The 15,911-nt window shown below is 36.3% G+C and carries 12 protein-coding genes; all 12 read left to right on the plus strand.

The window, feature by feature from the left end; genetic code table 11:
* Positions 1–97 precede the first annotated feature (97 nt).
* The 12 genes from VB713_RS07905 to VB713_RS07960 all read left to right on the plus strand — a co-directional run bounded on the left by VB713_RS07905 (position 98) and on the right by VB713_RS07960 (position 15,870).
* Positions 98–2,293, plus strand: a complete 2,196-nt coding sequence (locus tag VB713_RS07905; RefSeq protein WP_323311015.1) for a tetratricopeptide repeat protein — start codon at positions 98–100, stop codon at positions 2,291–2,293.
* A gap of 792 nt (positions 2,294–3,085) precedes the next feature.
* Positions 3,086–3,859: a glucose-1-phosphate cytidylyltransferase gene (gene rfbF / locus VB713_RS07910; protein WP_323311016.1), complete on the plus strand. Its 774-nt coding sequence runs from the start codon at positions 3,086–3,088 to the stop codon at positions 3,857–3,859.
* Between the two features lie 121 nt (positions 3,860–3,980).
* Positions 3,981–5,192 (plus strand): L-2-hydroxyglutarate oxidase, encoded by a 1,212-nt coding sequence (gene lhgO, locus VB713_RS07915; protein ID WP_323311017.1) that lies wholly within the window; start codon positions 3,981–3,983, stop codon positions 5,190–5,192.
* A gap of 590 nt (positions 5,193–5,782) precedes the next feature.
* Positions 5,783–6,811: an SDR family oxidoreductase gene (locus VB713_RS07920; RefSeq protein WP_323311018.1), complete on the plus strand. Its 1,029-nt coding sequence runs from the start codon at positions 5,783–5,785 to the stop codon at positions 6,809–6,811.
* 276 nt (positions 6,812–7,087) lie between these two features.
* A complete protein-coding gene (locus VB713_RS07925) occupies positions 7,088–8,074 on the plus strand; it encodes a glycosyltransferase family A protein (RefSeq protein WP_323311019.1) in 987 nt (328 codons plus the stop codon).
* A 54-nt stretch (positions 8,075–8,128) separates the two neighbouring features.
* Complete coding sequence (locus VB713_RS07930) at positions 8,129–9,130, plus strand: glycosyltransferase family 2 protein (protein ID WP_323311020.1); 1,002 nt, start codon at positions 8,129–8,131, stop codon at positions 9,128–9,130.
* Positions 9,131–9,191: 61 nt separating this feature from the next.
* Positions 9,192–10,031, plus strand: a complete 840-nt coding sequence (locus VB713_RS07935) for a phytanoyl-CoA dioxygenase (protein WP_323311021.1) — start codon at positions 9,192–9,194, stop codon at positions 10,029–10,031.
* Between the two features lie 88 nt (positions 10,032–10,119).
* Positions 10,120–11,097 carry a glycosyltransferase family 2 protein gene (locus VB713_RS07940; RefSeq protein WP_323311022.1) on the plus strand — a complete coding sequence of 326 codons (978 nt, stop codon included), beginning with the start codon at positions 10,120–10,122 and terminating at the stop codon, positions 11,095–11,097.
* Between the two features lie 98 nt (positions 11,098–11,195).
* Positions 11,196–12,089: a phytanoyl-CoA dioxygenase family protein gene (locus tag VB713_RS07945; RefSeq protein ID WP_323311023.1), complete on the plus strand. Its 894-nt coding sequence runs from the start codon at positions 11,196–11,198 to the stop codon at positions 12,087–12,089.
* A gap of 239 nt (positions 12,090–12,328) precedes the next feature.
* Entirely contained in the window at positions 12,329–12,874 is a 546-nt protein-coding gene (gene rfbC, locus VB713_RS07950) for a dTDP-4-dehydrorhamnose 3,5-epimerase (protein WP_323311024.1), read from the plus strand.
* Positions 12,875–12,876: 2 nt separating this feature from the next.
* Positions 12,877–14,190 carry an NAD(P)H-dependent oxidoreductase gene (locus VB713_RS07955; protein WP_323311039.1) on the plus strand — a complete coding sequence of 438 codons (1,314 nt, stop codon included), beginning with the start codon at positions 12,877–12,879 and terminating at the stop codon, positions 14,188–14,190.
* Positions 14,191–14,769: 579 nt separating this feature from the next.
* Complete coding sequence (locus tag VB713_RS07960; RefSeq protein WP_323311025.1) at positions 14,770–15,870, plus strand: glycosyltransferase; 1,101 nt, start codon at positions 14,770–14,772, stop codon at positions 15,868–15,870.
* Positions 15,871–15,911 lie beyond the last annotated feature (41 nt).

The following is a 15,911-nucleotide window of genomic DNA, read 5'->3' on the forward strand; positions in this document are numbered from 1 at the left end:
AATCAATGCATTGAGTTCTACGGGGAAAGACTGCGCTAACTCCCCAGCACTCAATCCTCAGTTCTCTAAAATAACCTCTCATAACCGTAATTTTACCATGCAGGTAGTACGTTATCTTTCCCAACAGGAAATCCTTAATCTCACAGTCAGTTTAGGTCGTGGCGGTGAAGCTTGTGTATATGCAGTGCCATCAGATGAAAATTTAGTGGCCAAAATTTATCACAAGCCCATAGTTACATATGGCCACAAACTCCAGGCCATGCTTGCCAACCCCCCAGAAAACCCCACAGCTAATTTAGGACATATTTCCATAGCTTGGCCACAGGAGTTATTGCAAGCAGCAGATAGCAGTGGCAACATCATTGGCTTTTTAATGCCACGCATTCGAGGAATGCGGCCAATCATGGATTTTTATAATCCTGGAACCCGTCGTCAAAACTGCCCATTATTTAATTATCAGTATTTACTGCGTACTGCTCGGAATTTGGCAGCAGCTTTTGCAGCTCTGCACGCAAGTCACTACTGTATTGGTGATGTAAATGAGTCAAACATTCTTGTTAGTGACACCTCATTAGTCACATTAGTAGATACAGACTCATTCCAAGTGCGTGATCCACAGCAGAATATTGTCTATCGTTGTTCAGTCGGTAAACCAGAATATACCCCGCCAGAACTGCAAAATAAAACTTTTGCTGAATATGATCGTGAAAGTTCCCATGACTTATTTGGGTTAGCAGTGCTGATATTTCAATTATTAATGGAAGGCACTCACCCATTTTCTGGGATTTTTCAAGGTCTATTTGATCCCCCTGCCTATGAATCCAGGATAGTAGCCGGTCATTTCACTTACAGTCAAAAGCAACAAGTTCCCTATTTACCTACCCCCATAGCACCTCCTTGGGAAATGCTCCATCCTGGTTTACGAGATTTATTTGTGCGTTGTTTTGAGGATGGTCATAGCAACCCCCAAATGCGTCCTAGCGCTCAAACTTGGTTATTAGCAATAGCCGCAGCTGAAGAAAATCTTGTTACTTGTGCTGTAAATCCCCAGCATCTTTATGATCATCACCTCCAGCAATGTCCTTGGTGTGAACGTACCGCACAATTAGGTGGACGTGATCCTTTTCCATCATTGGAAGCGATCGCTTCTAAAGAACATCTCAAACCCCGCCGAAAATCGAGAAAGCGGAATATACAAACTCCTCGTGTCCGCAAGCCAGCAGTGTTAACATCTCCACTACATCACTGGCGGCCAGCATTTCCCCAAAATTTTCCTGTTTATAAACCTGTAAATAATCCCAGCAAATCAAAGTTTTATACCATTATGTTTTTTTTGTTGGGTTTTGGGTTATTAGGATATTTGGACGTAATGATTAAATTTACTCGTCCCTTCGTATCCCAAAATCCTTACACTCAACAAAGCTTAATGTCTCGGCAAGAAAAGAAAATTATTCAGGAAGAAAATCTGAATTTTACAGATTACTATGAGCGAGGTAATGCCGCCTATCAAAAACAAGACTATGCACAAGCAATTGAAAATTTTACCCAAGGCATCAAAAAAAATCCGAGTTTCTCCAAATTGTATATGAATAGGGGTAATGCTCGTTACAATATGAATGATTATGAAGGAGCATTAGCAGACTATACCCAGGCTCTAAAAATTAATCCACAGGAAGTCAAAGCCATGGTAAATCGAGGCAATGCCTATTATATGCTGGCAGAATATAGTAGCGATCCTGACCAGGAATATAAAAAAGCCATTAACAATTTTAATACTGCCCTCAGTATCAATGGTAATGATTCTGAAGCTTATATCAGACGCGGTATTGTTCATTCTCAAATTGCTAAATATAGCCAAAACTACTATCAGCAATACAAAAAATCAATTGCGGATTTCACTGAAGCCATTCAACTCAATTCATCCAAAGCAGAAGCTTACTTTCAGCGTGGACTTGCCCGTTATCAATTTGCCCAATATAGCAGTAGTTATATTCAAACATACAAACAGGCAATAGCAGATTTTAACCAGGCAATAAATATCAATCCCCGTATGGCTAAAGTTTATCTCAAACGAGGGATGGTTCATTATGAATTAGCACAATATGGAGAAAATAAAGGTCAGTACAACCAGGATAAAGCCGTTGCCGATTTAGAAAAATCTGCTCAAATTTATCTCGAACAAGAAGATATGGATAACTATCAGCAAGCTATCAGCAATATTTGTGTTATTGTCTCCAAAAAATGTGATATTTTATTCCAAAGTTCAACTGTTTTTGAAAAAATTCATCAGTAAAACTTTAATCAAGCAGTATACAGAATGTGGTGTAAGTAGACTATGTATGGATATGAACGTAATTTGTAGTTACAGCAGGAGTCAGGAGGAAGAAGAATATTTTTCTCTTCTGTTACCTGTTCCCTGCCATATCAAATATTCTGTATCCTGAATCCTTACCATCAGATTACAGGTACATGAAGTACAAAGTTTTATCACAAAGCTATACCACACTCATAGTTTTATTCCTGATTTCTAAATTATTCTGTATGTCGCCACCTGAACATACCAGACTTCTTTACTTGAAATATTAATTAATTTGTTCTGTACCTTTAAGGACAAATTAAAAATCATGTAAGAAGTTATTTAAAAAGTTTTAAGCAGTGATTTTAAACACTTACTAATACACAAAATAAGTCTTTCTACTACGTCACAGACTTGATCGATAGACTGCTGAAAACTCTGCCTAGTAGTTATTTTATCATTGTATATGATAACTAGCATTTTTTACTTTTCTCCAGGAAAAATCATTCCTTTAGAAGTAGGTAAAATTTAGTGCTAGTTATTTTAAATATATTATTTTTTGTTGTATAAATCAGACATTGAATTAATTATACCCATCATTTTTTTACATATAAAATATCTTAAATTTACTTTTTCTTCATAATTTCCCATAAATTTATGGTTAGATTATTTCTAGATCCTTGATAGAGAAAATCTTGAAAAAATTGATATTCTCTCCATATTATTGTGCATCTCTTCATCTCCAAAAAATAAAACAATAACCTACCAACAGATATTTGAGATAATTGTATGAAAGCAGTGATTTTGGCGGGAGGACTTGGTACGCGCCTCAGTGAAGAAACAAGTATCAGACCTAAGCCGATGGTTGAAATTGGTGGTAAGCCAATTCTCTGGCATATAATGAAAATTTATTCATCCCACGGAATCAACGATTTCATTATTTGTTGTGGTTATAAAGGTTACATCATTAAAGAGTATTTTGCGAATTACTTCTTACATATGTCAGATGTAACTTTTGATATGCGATTTAACCAAATGAGTGTACATTCTGGATATGCTGAACCCTGGCGCATCACCTTAGTAAATACAGGCGATAACACAATGACAGGTGGACGCTTAAAGCAAGTCAGAGAACATCTTGGTCATGATACATTTTGCTTCACCTATGGTGATGGTGTAAGTGATGTAAATATCACAGAACTAATTCAATTTCATCAAGAACAAAAAACTTTAGCAACACTCAGCGCTGTTCAACCAGCAGGAAGATTTGGAGCAATTTCTTTAGGACAAGAACAAACTAAAATTGCTAGTTTTAGAGAAAAACCTGAAGGTGATGGAGCTTGGATTAATGGCGGTTATTTTGTTCTAGAACCAGAAGTGATCAACTTGATTACTGATGATTCCACTGTTTGGGAGAAAGAGCCATTAGAAAAGTTAGCTGATATGTCACAGCTATCAGCTTTTAAACATAATGGTTTTTGGCAACCAATGGATACCTTAAGAGATAAAAACTACTTAGAGGAGCTATGGAAAAGCGGTCAAGCTCCTTGGAAGAAATGGTAATACAGTAGAGAATTCAGGAGTCAGGAGTCAGGAGTCAGGAGATAGAAAATCAATACCACTCAGCACTCAATACTCCCTACTATTGTGGGATTTTAGATTTTAGATTGGGGAAAAATTGCTAATGTATGATTTTGCGATTATTGGTGGGGGAATAGTTGGACTTTCAACAGCGATGGCTTTAGGTAATCGTTATCCTGATGCACGAATTTTAGTGTTAGAAAAAGAAAGTCAATGGGCATTTCACCAAACAGGTAATAATAGTGGAGTAATCCATTCTGGAATTTACTACAAACCAGGTAGCTTTAAAGCTCAGTTTTGCCGTGATGGTAGTCGCTCTATGGTAGAATTTTGCCAAAAATATGACATTGACCATGATATTTGTGGTAAAGTGATTGTTGCCACAGAAGAACAAGAATTACCACGGCTAGAAACCCTCTACAAACGAGGTTTAGACAACGGAATAGCAGTTCAAAAAATCACTGCTGAAGAAGTTAAAGAAATTGAACCTCATGTTAGTTGTGTTGGTGGAATTAGGGTATTTTCTACAGGAATAGTTAATTACAAGCAAGTTTGTTTCAAATACGCTGAACTAATTCAACAGCGAGGGGGAGATTTACGTCTCAACACTAAAGTTTTGCAAATATCCCCAAGCGCTAAAAATCAAGTCATCGAAACCAATAAAGGTAGTTTTGAAACCCGCTTTATCATCAATTGTGCCGGGTTGCATAGCGATCGCATGGCAAAACTAGGTAAAGCCAACCCCCAAGCCAAAATAGTCCCCTTTCGCGGTGAATATTACGAACTAACCCCTGAAAAACGCTATCTGGTCAAAACACTCATTTACCCAGTTCCTAACCCAGATTTTCCCTTCCTGGGTGTCCACTTTACCCGGATGATAGATAATAGCGTCCATGCAGGGCCAAATGCAGTTCTCAGTCTCAAACGTGAAGGTTACAAAAAAACCGACTTTGACCTCAGAGATTTTGCAGAAGTTATCACCTATCCCGGTTTCTGGAAACTAGCAGCTAAACACGCTGACGAAGGTATTCAAGAAATCATTCGTTCCTTTAGTAAAGCAGCTTTTGTCAGAAGTTTGCAAAAACTAATTCCTGAAGTCCAAGCAGCAGATTTAGTCCCCACCCATGCAGGAGTTCGCGCTCAAGCATTGATGCGTAATGGTTCCTTAGTAGATGACTTTTTAATCGTTCAAGGTAACAACTCAATTCATGTTTGCAATGCACCATCTCCCGCAGCAACATCTTCTCTAGAAATTGGCAAAGCAATTGTTAACCAAATCCCCCAACAATCACATTTACAAAGCTTAGTAGCCTAATTTAAAAGGTGGAAATCTCAAAAATAGATATCTAAACCCCATCTACATTGAAACCTATAGTTTTTTCTATGGCGAAAACTCAAGTTTTCAAGATGGATGAGGTATATATAGTTGGGTATTATAGCGGTATGCACTTGAATGAGATAAGTAGGTGGTTGAGAAAATTTACAACTATGTCATTGCGAACGTAACGAAGTGGAGTGAAGCAATCACAAGGTTTTCAGCGTTTTTACTTTTCGTTACATAGTTCGGTTTATTTATGCCTACCTACTTATATCATAGTCCCCTCCTCGCTTGCGGGGAGGGGGTTGGGGGTGGGGTTCTTGTATCTCAATCTCACTTAACCGAGAACCACTATAGCTGACTTTATATGATATCTATATTTGTGCTGTGTTGTATTAATTTTAAGATTTCAATATTGGATTTATAGCATTTAAAATGTTGACTATTTACCAATTATTGAATTGTGAATTACACGGATACTTGCAAAAATTAGTTGTAACAGTTTAATGGAGTAGAGAAATCTTCAAGATAAATACCACTCCCAACTGACTACAACTAAATTAATCAATCACAAGGATTTGACAAAAATGAAAATATTAGTAACAGGTACAGAAGGATATCTTGGTTCCTTACTACCTTCTTTGTTAATGGCTAGAGGTCATGAAGTTATTGGTGTAGATACTGGTTTTTATAAAGCTGGTTGGCTATATAACGGAACTAACGTAACAGCAAAAACCCTCAACAAAGATATTCGGAATATTACTCCTGAAGATTTAGAAGGTGTGGAAGCAATAGTTCACATGGCGGAACTTTCCAACGATCCTACAGGACAATTATCACCGAATATTACCTATGAAATTAATCATTTAGGTTCAGTTCGTCTGGCTAACTTAGCAAAAGCAGTGGGTGTGCGTCGTTTTGTTTATATGTCTTCTTGCAGTGTTTATGGCGTTGCGAGTGAAGATGATGTCACAGAAGAATCACCTGTTAATCCTCAAACAGCTTACGCAGAATGTAAAACATTAGTAGAAAGAGATGTCCAACCATTAGCTGATGATGATTTTTCTCCTACCTTCATGCGAAATGCTACCGCTTTTGGTGCTTCTCCAAGAATGCGATTTGATATTGTTTTAAACAATTTGTCAGGATTAGCATGGACTACCAAAGAAATTAAAATGACAAGTGATGGTACACCTTGGCGGCCATTAGTCCACGCATTGGATATTTGTAAAGCTATTGTTTGTGCTTTAGAAGCACCTAGAGATATTGTCCACAATCAAATCTTTAATGTGGGAGATACAGCTAATAATTATCGAGTTAAAGAAATCGCAGAAATTATTGCTGATACCTTCCCAGATTGTAGATTATCTTTTGGTAATAACGGTTCAGATAACCGCAGCTATCGAGTATCTTTTGAGAAAATCAATACGATTTTACCAGGATTTAAGTGTGATTGGAATGCCCAACTCGGCGCTCAACAACTATTTGATTTATTCAATCAAATCGATATGACTGAAGATACTTTCTTGTTCCGAGGATTTACACGCTTAAAGCAGTTAGAGTATCTGATTCGTACTCAACAAATTGATCAAGACTTTTTCTGGACTAAAAATTAGTTCTTGTATTGTCGAATCAGCAGGATAATTAAAAATTCCGAATCAATTCCATTTGATTCGGAAGTATCTACAAGTTCAAAATCATTTTTCAAAAATTTTACTCATACTAATAGTCTATCAAGGACTAATTGACGAGTAAATAAATCTTCCTTCTTTCTTCGCGGTATGCCTTCGGCACGCTATGCGTTCATGAAATGTCTCGAAGGGATACGTTTCTTCTTTATCCGTCAAAATATATTTGACAGACTACTAGGAATTTAGGATGAATATACCACCATGAACAAATTACTTACCATCGCTATTCCTACCTATAATCGTGCTGCATTACTTGATAAACAATTAGCATGGTTAGCAAAATCTATCCAAGGTTTTGAATCTGAATGTGAAATTATTGTTTCTGATAACTGTTCAGAAGATAATACACAGGAAATAATTAACAAATGGCAAGTTCAACTTAATAATACCGTATTCCTCAATAATAGGAATCGTGAAAATATAGGTTTAATGCCTAATATTGCTTTTTGTATAAAATCTGCTAGTGGTCAGTATATTTGGACAGTTGGTGATGATGATCCAATTCAAGAAAAAGCAGTTGCTTATTTAGTAACTACACTCAAGCAGCATCCAAATTTAACATTAATGTTTTTAAATTGTTCTGGTCGTGATAAACGAACAAATAAAATAATTGTTGAACATTGGTTTAAAAGTAATACTAATGAGCCAGTTACTAATGGCAGAAATGTATTTCAACGTTATTTACAGGAAAGCTTTGGTGGTGTGCTTTTCATGACAGCAGTAGTTTATAAAACAGAACTAGTACAACGTGCTTTAAAAACTTGGCCAACTTCTGCTAAAAACTTGGCCTCTCAAGCATATTGGACAGGATTTTGTGCGCTGCATGGAAGTGTCATAGTGACTAAAGATAATTATTTAGAATGCACAATGCACGCTAGTCATTTAGATCAAGATCCAAGATTAGCATTAATGATGCAGTATATCTACATACCTGAAGTTTATTTAAAGCTTTTAACTATAGGTTATTCCTATAAATTTTGTCAAAGAAAAATTTTAAGAAACTTAGTCAAGTTAAATTACTGGAGGATTTTTCTAGGTGGTTTTAGAAGATGGCCTTTCTTAGCAATGAGGGTCATGGTTTATTACTTGGCTTTGATTTGCCAATCTGCTTATAGACTTATCTTTGTTTCCAGAAAAAATAATGATGTTGAACCACAATTAATTACGTCTTTAAGTGAAGAAGGTTAATAGTTACATCTATATCTACTAGTCAATTTAATAAAATTATAATCCTGATTGAACATGAAGAAAATACTAACAATTGCAATTCCTACATACAATCGAGCCGAATTACTAGATAAACAGCTAACTTGGTTGTCCCAAGCTATCAAAGGATTTGAATCAGAATGTGAAATTTTAGTTTCTGATAATTGTTCTACTGATCACACGCCATCAATTATCAAGAAATGGCAAAAAATATTTAGCAATATCACTTTTAAGGCAAATAGGAATTCTCAAAATTTAGGCGTGATGAAAAATATTTTCTACTGCCTAAATGCAGCTACCAGTAAATATGTTTGGACAATTGGTGATGATGATCCAATTCAAGAAAAAGCAGTTGCTTATGTAATTAATAAAATTAATCAAAATGAAGATTTATCATTGTTGTTCCTGAACTTCTCTGGTAGGAATCAAATTACTGGGGAACCTATTCACCCACCGACAATAGTCGGTAATCGCTGGTTTGATATTGAAAGAGAAGATGGTGAAGGTGATGGTAAAGCTACCTTTGAACATTGTTATGCTAAAAGTGTTGGTGCAGTAATTTTTCTGACTGCAACAATATATCGGACTGACTTAGTGAAAAGCGCCTTAACAATGTGGCCTGATGCAATTAATAACTGGATATCTTTAGCTTATCTTGCTGGTTATTGTGCCACTCAGGGCAAAGTTATTGTTACTAAAGATATTTATCTAGAATGTATTGTTGGTGTGAGTCATTGGCAAAAAGAGCCAAGGTCTGCACTATTAATGCAATATAAACACATCCCTGAAGTGATTTTAAAATTTGAAGAAATTGGATATTCTTCTCAATTTTGCCGTCAGATGATGTTACAGAATTTCCGGGAGGTAAATTTAAAAGTTTTTTTAGGTGCTTTAAGAAGATGGCCTTTTCCTGCTATCAAAACAGTAATTCCTTTTTTAGCTTTAGTTAGTTTATCTGCCTTTGAGATCATACCAATTAGGGAATTTAAAACAGTAGAAATGCTTGATATGTCTACTCAACAAATCAAAAAAGTATGAGTAGTAATTTGCTGGAAATAGATGCATTAAACTATTTATTCAATCAGCAGGAGGTTATTTTATGTTTAATAGTGTTAAAAACAAGATTTCTGCATTAGGAGATGAGTTAGTTTACAGAACTAAACTTTGGCAGCATAAGAGTAAGTTACCTGCACTACAAGGACATGATCGCTTAATTGCCGAAACGCTAAAACGGCAAGGTGTTTATATCACCTCTTTAGAAGATTTAGGATTACCATCAACAACACAAATGTTAGCTTCTACTAAGAATTATATAACAAGTATGGCAACTCCAAGGGATATCCATGCAGGTTATAAGTTGCCACAAATTTATACGGTTACAGATTTATCAGAATTCTTTAGCTGGGGAATTGAAGCGCGACTGCAAAAAATAATTGAAAATTATATAGGACTATCTATAGCTTTTCATGGTGTCCATGTACGTAAAGATTTCCCTAATGAGCAGCAACTACAAACACTGCTATGGCATAAAGATTCCGAAGATAGACGCATGATTAAAGTCATCATCTATTTAAATGATGTAACTGAAAAACATGGGCCTTTTGAATATGTAGCAACACCTGCCAGTTTTTTAGAGAAATTAAATTATTATCGAGTCGATTATAAGCTTTGGAGGTCTAATTATTTAGGAATAGATGATAAAAAATTGATGGAAATCATACCCAAGTCAGCTTGGAAATCTTGCCCTGGAAAAGCTGGAACTGTGATTTTTGTAGATCCGAGAAATGTTTTACATCATGGTACTTTGAGAACAGAAGAGCGTTCAGCACTATTTTTTGTTTACACAGCTAACCCACCGAAGCGACCAGAACTTTGCAGTCAATACAATGATGATACCTTTACTAGACCACAGTTAAGCCAACAAATAAATAGGTGCTAAGGCAATTTTAGTGAAAGTTAAAGCTTGGTTATTAGTAATCATCATCATCTAGTGCTTTCTTTATTTAACCTGATTTCCTGTAAATACCGTGAATAAATTACTTACTATTGCCATTCCTACATATAATCGTGCTGCATTACTAGATAAACAGTTAGCGTGGTTAGCTAAGTCTATCCAAGGTTTTGAATCTGAATGTGAAATTATTATTTCTGATAACTGTTCAGAAGATAATACACAAAAAATCATTAAGAAATGGCAGTCATTTTTACCAAATACTGTATTTCATAACAATAAAAATCAGGAAAACTTGGGTGTTATGAAAAACATTGCTTATTGCATACAAGCAGCAACAAGCAAATACATTTGGACTATTAGTGATGATGATGTTATTGCTGATAAAACGATATCTTATATCGTCAATACCTTGAAGCAAGAGCCAGATTTAACTTTATTGATATTGAATTTTTCCTGTCGTCATGAAGTAACGGGGGAATTATTATATCAATGCTGTTATAAAATTGATAATGAAAAAATTGAGCATAATGGTAAAGCAGCATTTGAGCGTTGTATACAAGAAAATCGCTCTGGAGTACAACTAATGTCTGCTCAAGTATACAGAACAGAATTAGCTCAGAGCGCTCTAGAAAAATGGTCTGATGGTTTAAAAAACTTAGATTACCAGGTCTATTTAACTGGTTATTGTGCTTTTCATGGCAGTGTCCAAATAACTAAGGATACTTATTTAGAAAATGCTTTTGGTGCTAGTCATTGGATGCTAAAACCTAAATTATTACTGAAGATGCAATATACGTATTCGCCAGAAATTAATATCAAGTTAAATAAGGTAGGATATTCTAAACATTTTTGTAGTAAATTAGTTATTCAACATTTTCATAACAATAATTGGCGAGTTTTATTCGGTGCTTTGAAAAGATGGCCAATTATGGCAGTTACTACCATAATTCCTTATTTTGGTTTAGTAAGTGTGTCAGTTTTAGAAAGCACTATTATCTCTCAGAAAATAGAAGATGCAAACTCACAAATAAGTGATATTAGGTATAAATAAATTTTCATCTATACCTATTAGTAATGAAATATTGATCATTTTTTTATGCCTCGTAAATTATCAAGTAATAAATCATTAATGAAGCAAGGATTAATATCATGCTCAACAAAATTAAAGCCAAAACATCAGCATTAGGTTATGAGTTAGGTTATAGAATGGCATTAGTTAAGCATCGTAAAAATTTACCTGCATTAACGGAATGCGATCGCCCAATTCTTGATTCGCTCAAACGTGATTGTATTTGCATTACAAATCTCACAGATTTAGGATTAACCTCTACCTCACAACTGCTGAATTCTGCTTATAGTCTATTACCAGGTATGGTCAAGAATGACTACAACTATTCAGACCAAAATCCACCTCAAATTTACACAGTTACAGATTTACCAGAATTTTTTACCTGGGGAATAGAACCAAGATTACTCAGCATCATCGAAAATTATATCGGTCTTCCTGTTGCCTTTCATGGTGTACATTTACGCAAAGATTTTGCCAATAACAAGCAGTTTGCCACATTACTATGGCATAGAGATATAGAAGATCGTCGAGTTATCAAAGTCATCGTTTATTTAAATGATGTAGAAGAAAAACATGGGCCATTTGAATATGTACCTTTATCTTATACTTCTCCATATCATCCTAATTGTTATCGAATTAAATCTAAGATTAATACATCAGGAGGAATAAACGATGAAACACTAAATCCAATTATCCCAAAATCAGCTTGGAAGTCTTGTCCTGGTCCAGCAGGTACGGTGATTATTGTTGATACAAGAAGACTTTTACATCATGGCACTATTCGTACTCAAGAGCGGTCAACATTATTTTTTGCCTACACTGCTAACCCTCCTAAACAACCACAACTTTGTAATCATTTCTGGGATGATTCTTTTCCTAAACCAAATTTGTCTAAAGAATATGATGAGGAGTTAAATAAACAGTCATTACTCATTCCCAAAAATTTAGAATCTCTCATTTCTATAGATAGCTAATACTGCTATATAGAAGCAATGGTTTTTGATTTTTTGTAAGGATTCAGGATATGTGATATCGCAGGGAACAGAAGAAAAAAATATTCTTCTTTCTTCCTCCACCTCCTTTTCCTGACTCCTGAATTCTTACGGAAATTGATTTCTGCTATCATGTATTAGTTTCAATGAGGATTTATGACTCCAAATGAAACTCTTTCAATAAATGCTGTTTGTAACCAACATTGTTATCATAGTACCCCATGATTTTTACATCCACTAATCTCTCTGGCGCTTTTATTATTGACTTAGAAGAAAAATCAGATTCTCGTGGTTTTTTTGCTCGGACTTTCTGTGCTGAAGAATTTGCAGCACATGGTTTAAAGCCAACAGTTGCTCAATGTAATTTGTCTTTCAATCATCAAAAAGGTACCTTGAGAGGGATGCATTATCAAATTCTTCCAGCCGCAGAAACTAAATTAATTCGCTGCACTCAAGGGGCTATTTATGACGTAATTATTGATATGCGTCCTGAATCGCCAACTTATCTATCGCATATTGGTGTAGAACTAACTGCGGAAAATCGTCGTGCTTTATATGTACCAGAAATGTTTGCTCACGGCTATCAAGCTTTAACTGATAATGCAGAAGTTGTCTATCAAGTGGGTGAATTTTACACTCCTGGATATGAACGTGGTTTGCGTTATGATGATCCACTTTTAGAAATTTCTTGGCCTTTGAGTGTGACGGAAATGTCTGATAAAGATCGGAATTGGCCTTTACTAGAATCTATTTTAATAGGAGTTTAATGATGATTATTGTAGATAAAGCTTTAGAAGCCCGTGCTGCTTTGGGTAAACCAGTTAAAGTGGCGATGATTGGTGCTGGTTTTATGGGTCGTGGAATTGCTAATCAAATTATCAATTCTGTGCCGGGAATGGAGTTAGTGGCTATCTTTAATCGCCACATTGATACAGCTAAACGAGCTTATTTAGAAGCAGGAATTGAGGATGTTAAGGTTGTTTCTAATTTAGCTGATTTAGAAGACTCTATCGCACAAGGGCAGTATGCAGTCACTGAAGATGCCATGTTGCTGTGCGAAGCTGAAGGTATAGATGCAATCATTGAAGTTACTGGCACAATCGAGTTTGCGGCTCATGTAGTCATGAGTGCGATCGCTCATCAAAAGCATATCATCTTAATGAACGCCGAACTCGACGGCACAATTGGCCCCATCCTCAAAGTCCATGCAGACCGCGCTGGAGTCATCCTCAGTGCCTGTGATGGCGACCAACCAGGGGTAGAAATGAACCTCTACCGCTTCGTTAAAAGCATCGGTTTAACCCCCCTATTATGCGGCAACATCAAAGGTCTACAAGACCCCTACCGCAACCCCACCACCCAAGCAGGCTTTGCTAAACGCTGGGGTCAAAATCCCGCAATGGTGACAAGCTTTGCAGATGGCACAAAAATTTCTTTTGAACAAGCGATCGTTGCCAATGCTACAAACATGAAAGTAGCAAAACGCGGAATGTTAGGATACGACTACACAGGTCACGTCGATGAAATGACCAAAATGTACGATGTTGACCAACTTAAAGAATTAGGTGGCATCGTTGATTATGTCGTCGGCACAAAACCAGGCCCAGGAGTCTTCGTTTTTGCCACCCACGACGACCCCAAACAACGCCATTATCTCAACCTCTATAAACTTGGTGAAGGCCCCCTCTACAGCTTCTACACCCCCTATCACCTCTGCCATTTTGAAGTTCCCCTCTCCGTAGCCCGTGCAGTCCTCTTCCATGATGCCGTTCTTGCACCCATAGCCGGCCCCGTTGTTGAAGTTGTCACCACTGCCAAAATTGACCTCAAAGCCGGAGAAACCCTTGATGGCATTGGTTATTACATGACCTATGGACAATGTGAAAACGCAGAAATTGTCCAAAAAGAAAATTTACTCCCAATGGGAATAGCCGAAGGATGTCGCTTAAAGCGTGATCTTCCCAAAGATCAAGTCCTCACTTATGAAGATGTGGAATTACCTGAAGGTAGACTTTGCGACAAACTACGTGCTGAACAAACAACTTATTTTGCTCCTGCAAAAACCTTGATGCTTGCAAAATAGTTTTTAATTGATTGATATACTTGAGACGGTCATAACTTGCGTTTTTACATCCATATATCCCCTTTAAGCAAAAGCTCAAATTGTGGCCTTGCGAAGTATAGCTTGAGGGTGGTTATAGCGTTTCCTAGTCTAGTGAAGTACAAAATCATCTGCGTTTATCTGCGTCCATCTGCGTTTAATTATTACAGCTTGTACCTCACTTGAATAGTAATTGCTATATCACCCTTCAGCTAGATATAATTTGGTTCAAAATGAACGACCAATAAAAAAAAATCCTGATATTCTTATTCAAACCCTGATTCTTATTTATAGGGACTCAAAATTTTACTTTATAGTATTTACTTATTCTTTGTCAATATTAAGTAATTTATTTTATCAGTGATTTACTTAACTACCTTTAATATCAAAAATAAGTAAGTATTCCAGATTTTTTATATTTTACCAAGGGCATTATCCAAAATACACAATTTCTACAACTTCCTCAACATGGGTTTAGTCTAGACGACAGACTGATATAAACATATCAGTACCGTTAGTTAACCCAGAATTTAATTAACATTGCAATATAAGGCATCATCCATGAAAATTGCTCTCGTCCATGATTATTTAACCCAACGCGGTGGGGCAGAGCGTGTGTTTGAATTGCTTTGTAAACGCTACCCAGAAGCGGACATTTTCACATCGTTATACGATCCGCAAAAAACTATTGATCTTAGTGAGCGCATAGTTAAAACAACTTTTTTGCAAAAGATTCCTGGTGCAGCAAAGCATTTCCGCCTCATGGCTCCTCTTTACTTTCCTGCATTTCGGTCTTTGAATCTACAAGACTACGATTTAATTATCAGTAGTAGCACCAGTTTTGCCAAAGCAGTCAGAAAAAAATCGCAAGCACGCCACATTTGCTTTTGTCATAATGTTACCCGTTTTTTATGGGATACAGAAACTTATTTACGAGAGTACGGAGACTATCGTTTTTTTGCTCCGTTAATTGAAAAAATATTTCAACTCATGAGAAATGTAGACCTGAAATATTCTCAAGAACCAGACCTCTACATTGCCAATTCCAGCGTTGTCGCCCGTCGTATTCAAAAAATTTATGGTAAACAAGCACTTGTAATTAACTATCCAATTGATACCAGCAACTTTGTTTTTTCAGATACAAAAGCAGAATACTACTTGGCATCTGCCCGGATGATAAGTTATAAACGTCTTGATATAATAATCGAGGCTTTCAACTGGTTAGGGTGGCATTTATTAATATCAGGTGATGGACCCGAACTAGAACGGTTAAAATCCAAGGCATTAGGCAATGTTGAATTTTTAGGTCACGTTAGTGATAGCAAACGTAAAGACTTATTTTCTCAAGCCAAATCCATTATCGTTGCTGCTTTAGAAGACTATGGTTTAGTTCCAGTAGAAGCAAATGCTAGTGGAACACCAGTCATAGCCTATGGAGCAGGTGGGGTATTAGATACTCAGATACCTGGTAAAACTGGGGTTTTCTTTAATAGACAAACACCTGATTCTCTACAGGCTGCATTACTAGAAGCTAGAGGAATATCTTGGAATTACGAAAATATTCGTAATCATGCTGTAAATAATTTTTCAGAACAGGCATTCTTTAGTAAGATTGAGCAAATTATTGTTCAAGCTTCTGGTGTGCATCGCTTATTTATTTAATTGGTTAGCTGTCTCTCTTAAAAGAAACAAGCTACACATAG

Origin of the sequence: Anabaena cylindrica UHCC 0172 (genome assembly GCF_034931625.1) — a bacterium.
Lineage (GTDB): Bacteria > Cyanobacteriota > Cyanobacteriia > Cyanobacteriales > Nostocaceae > Anabaena > Anabaena cylindrica_A.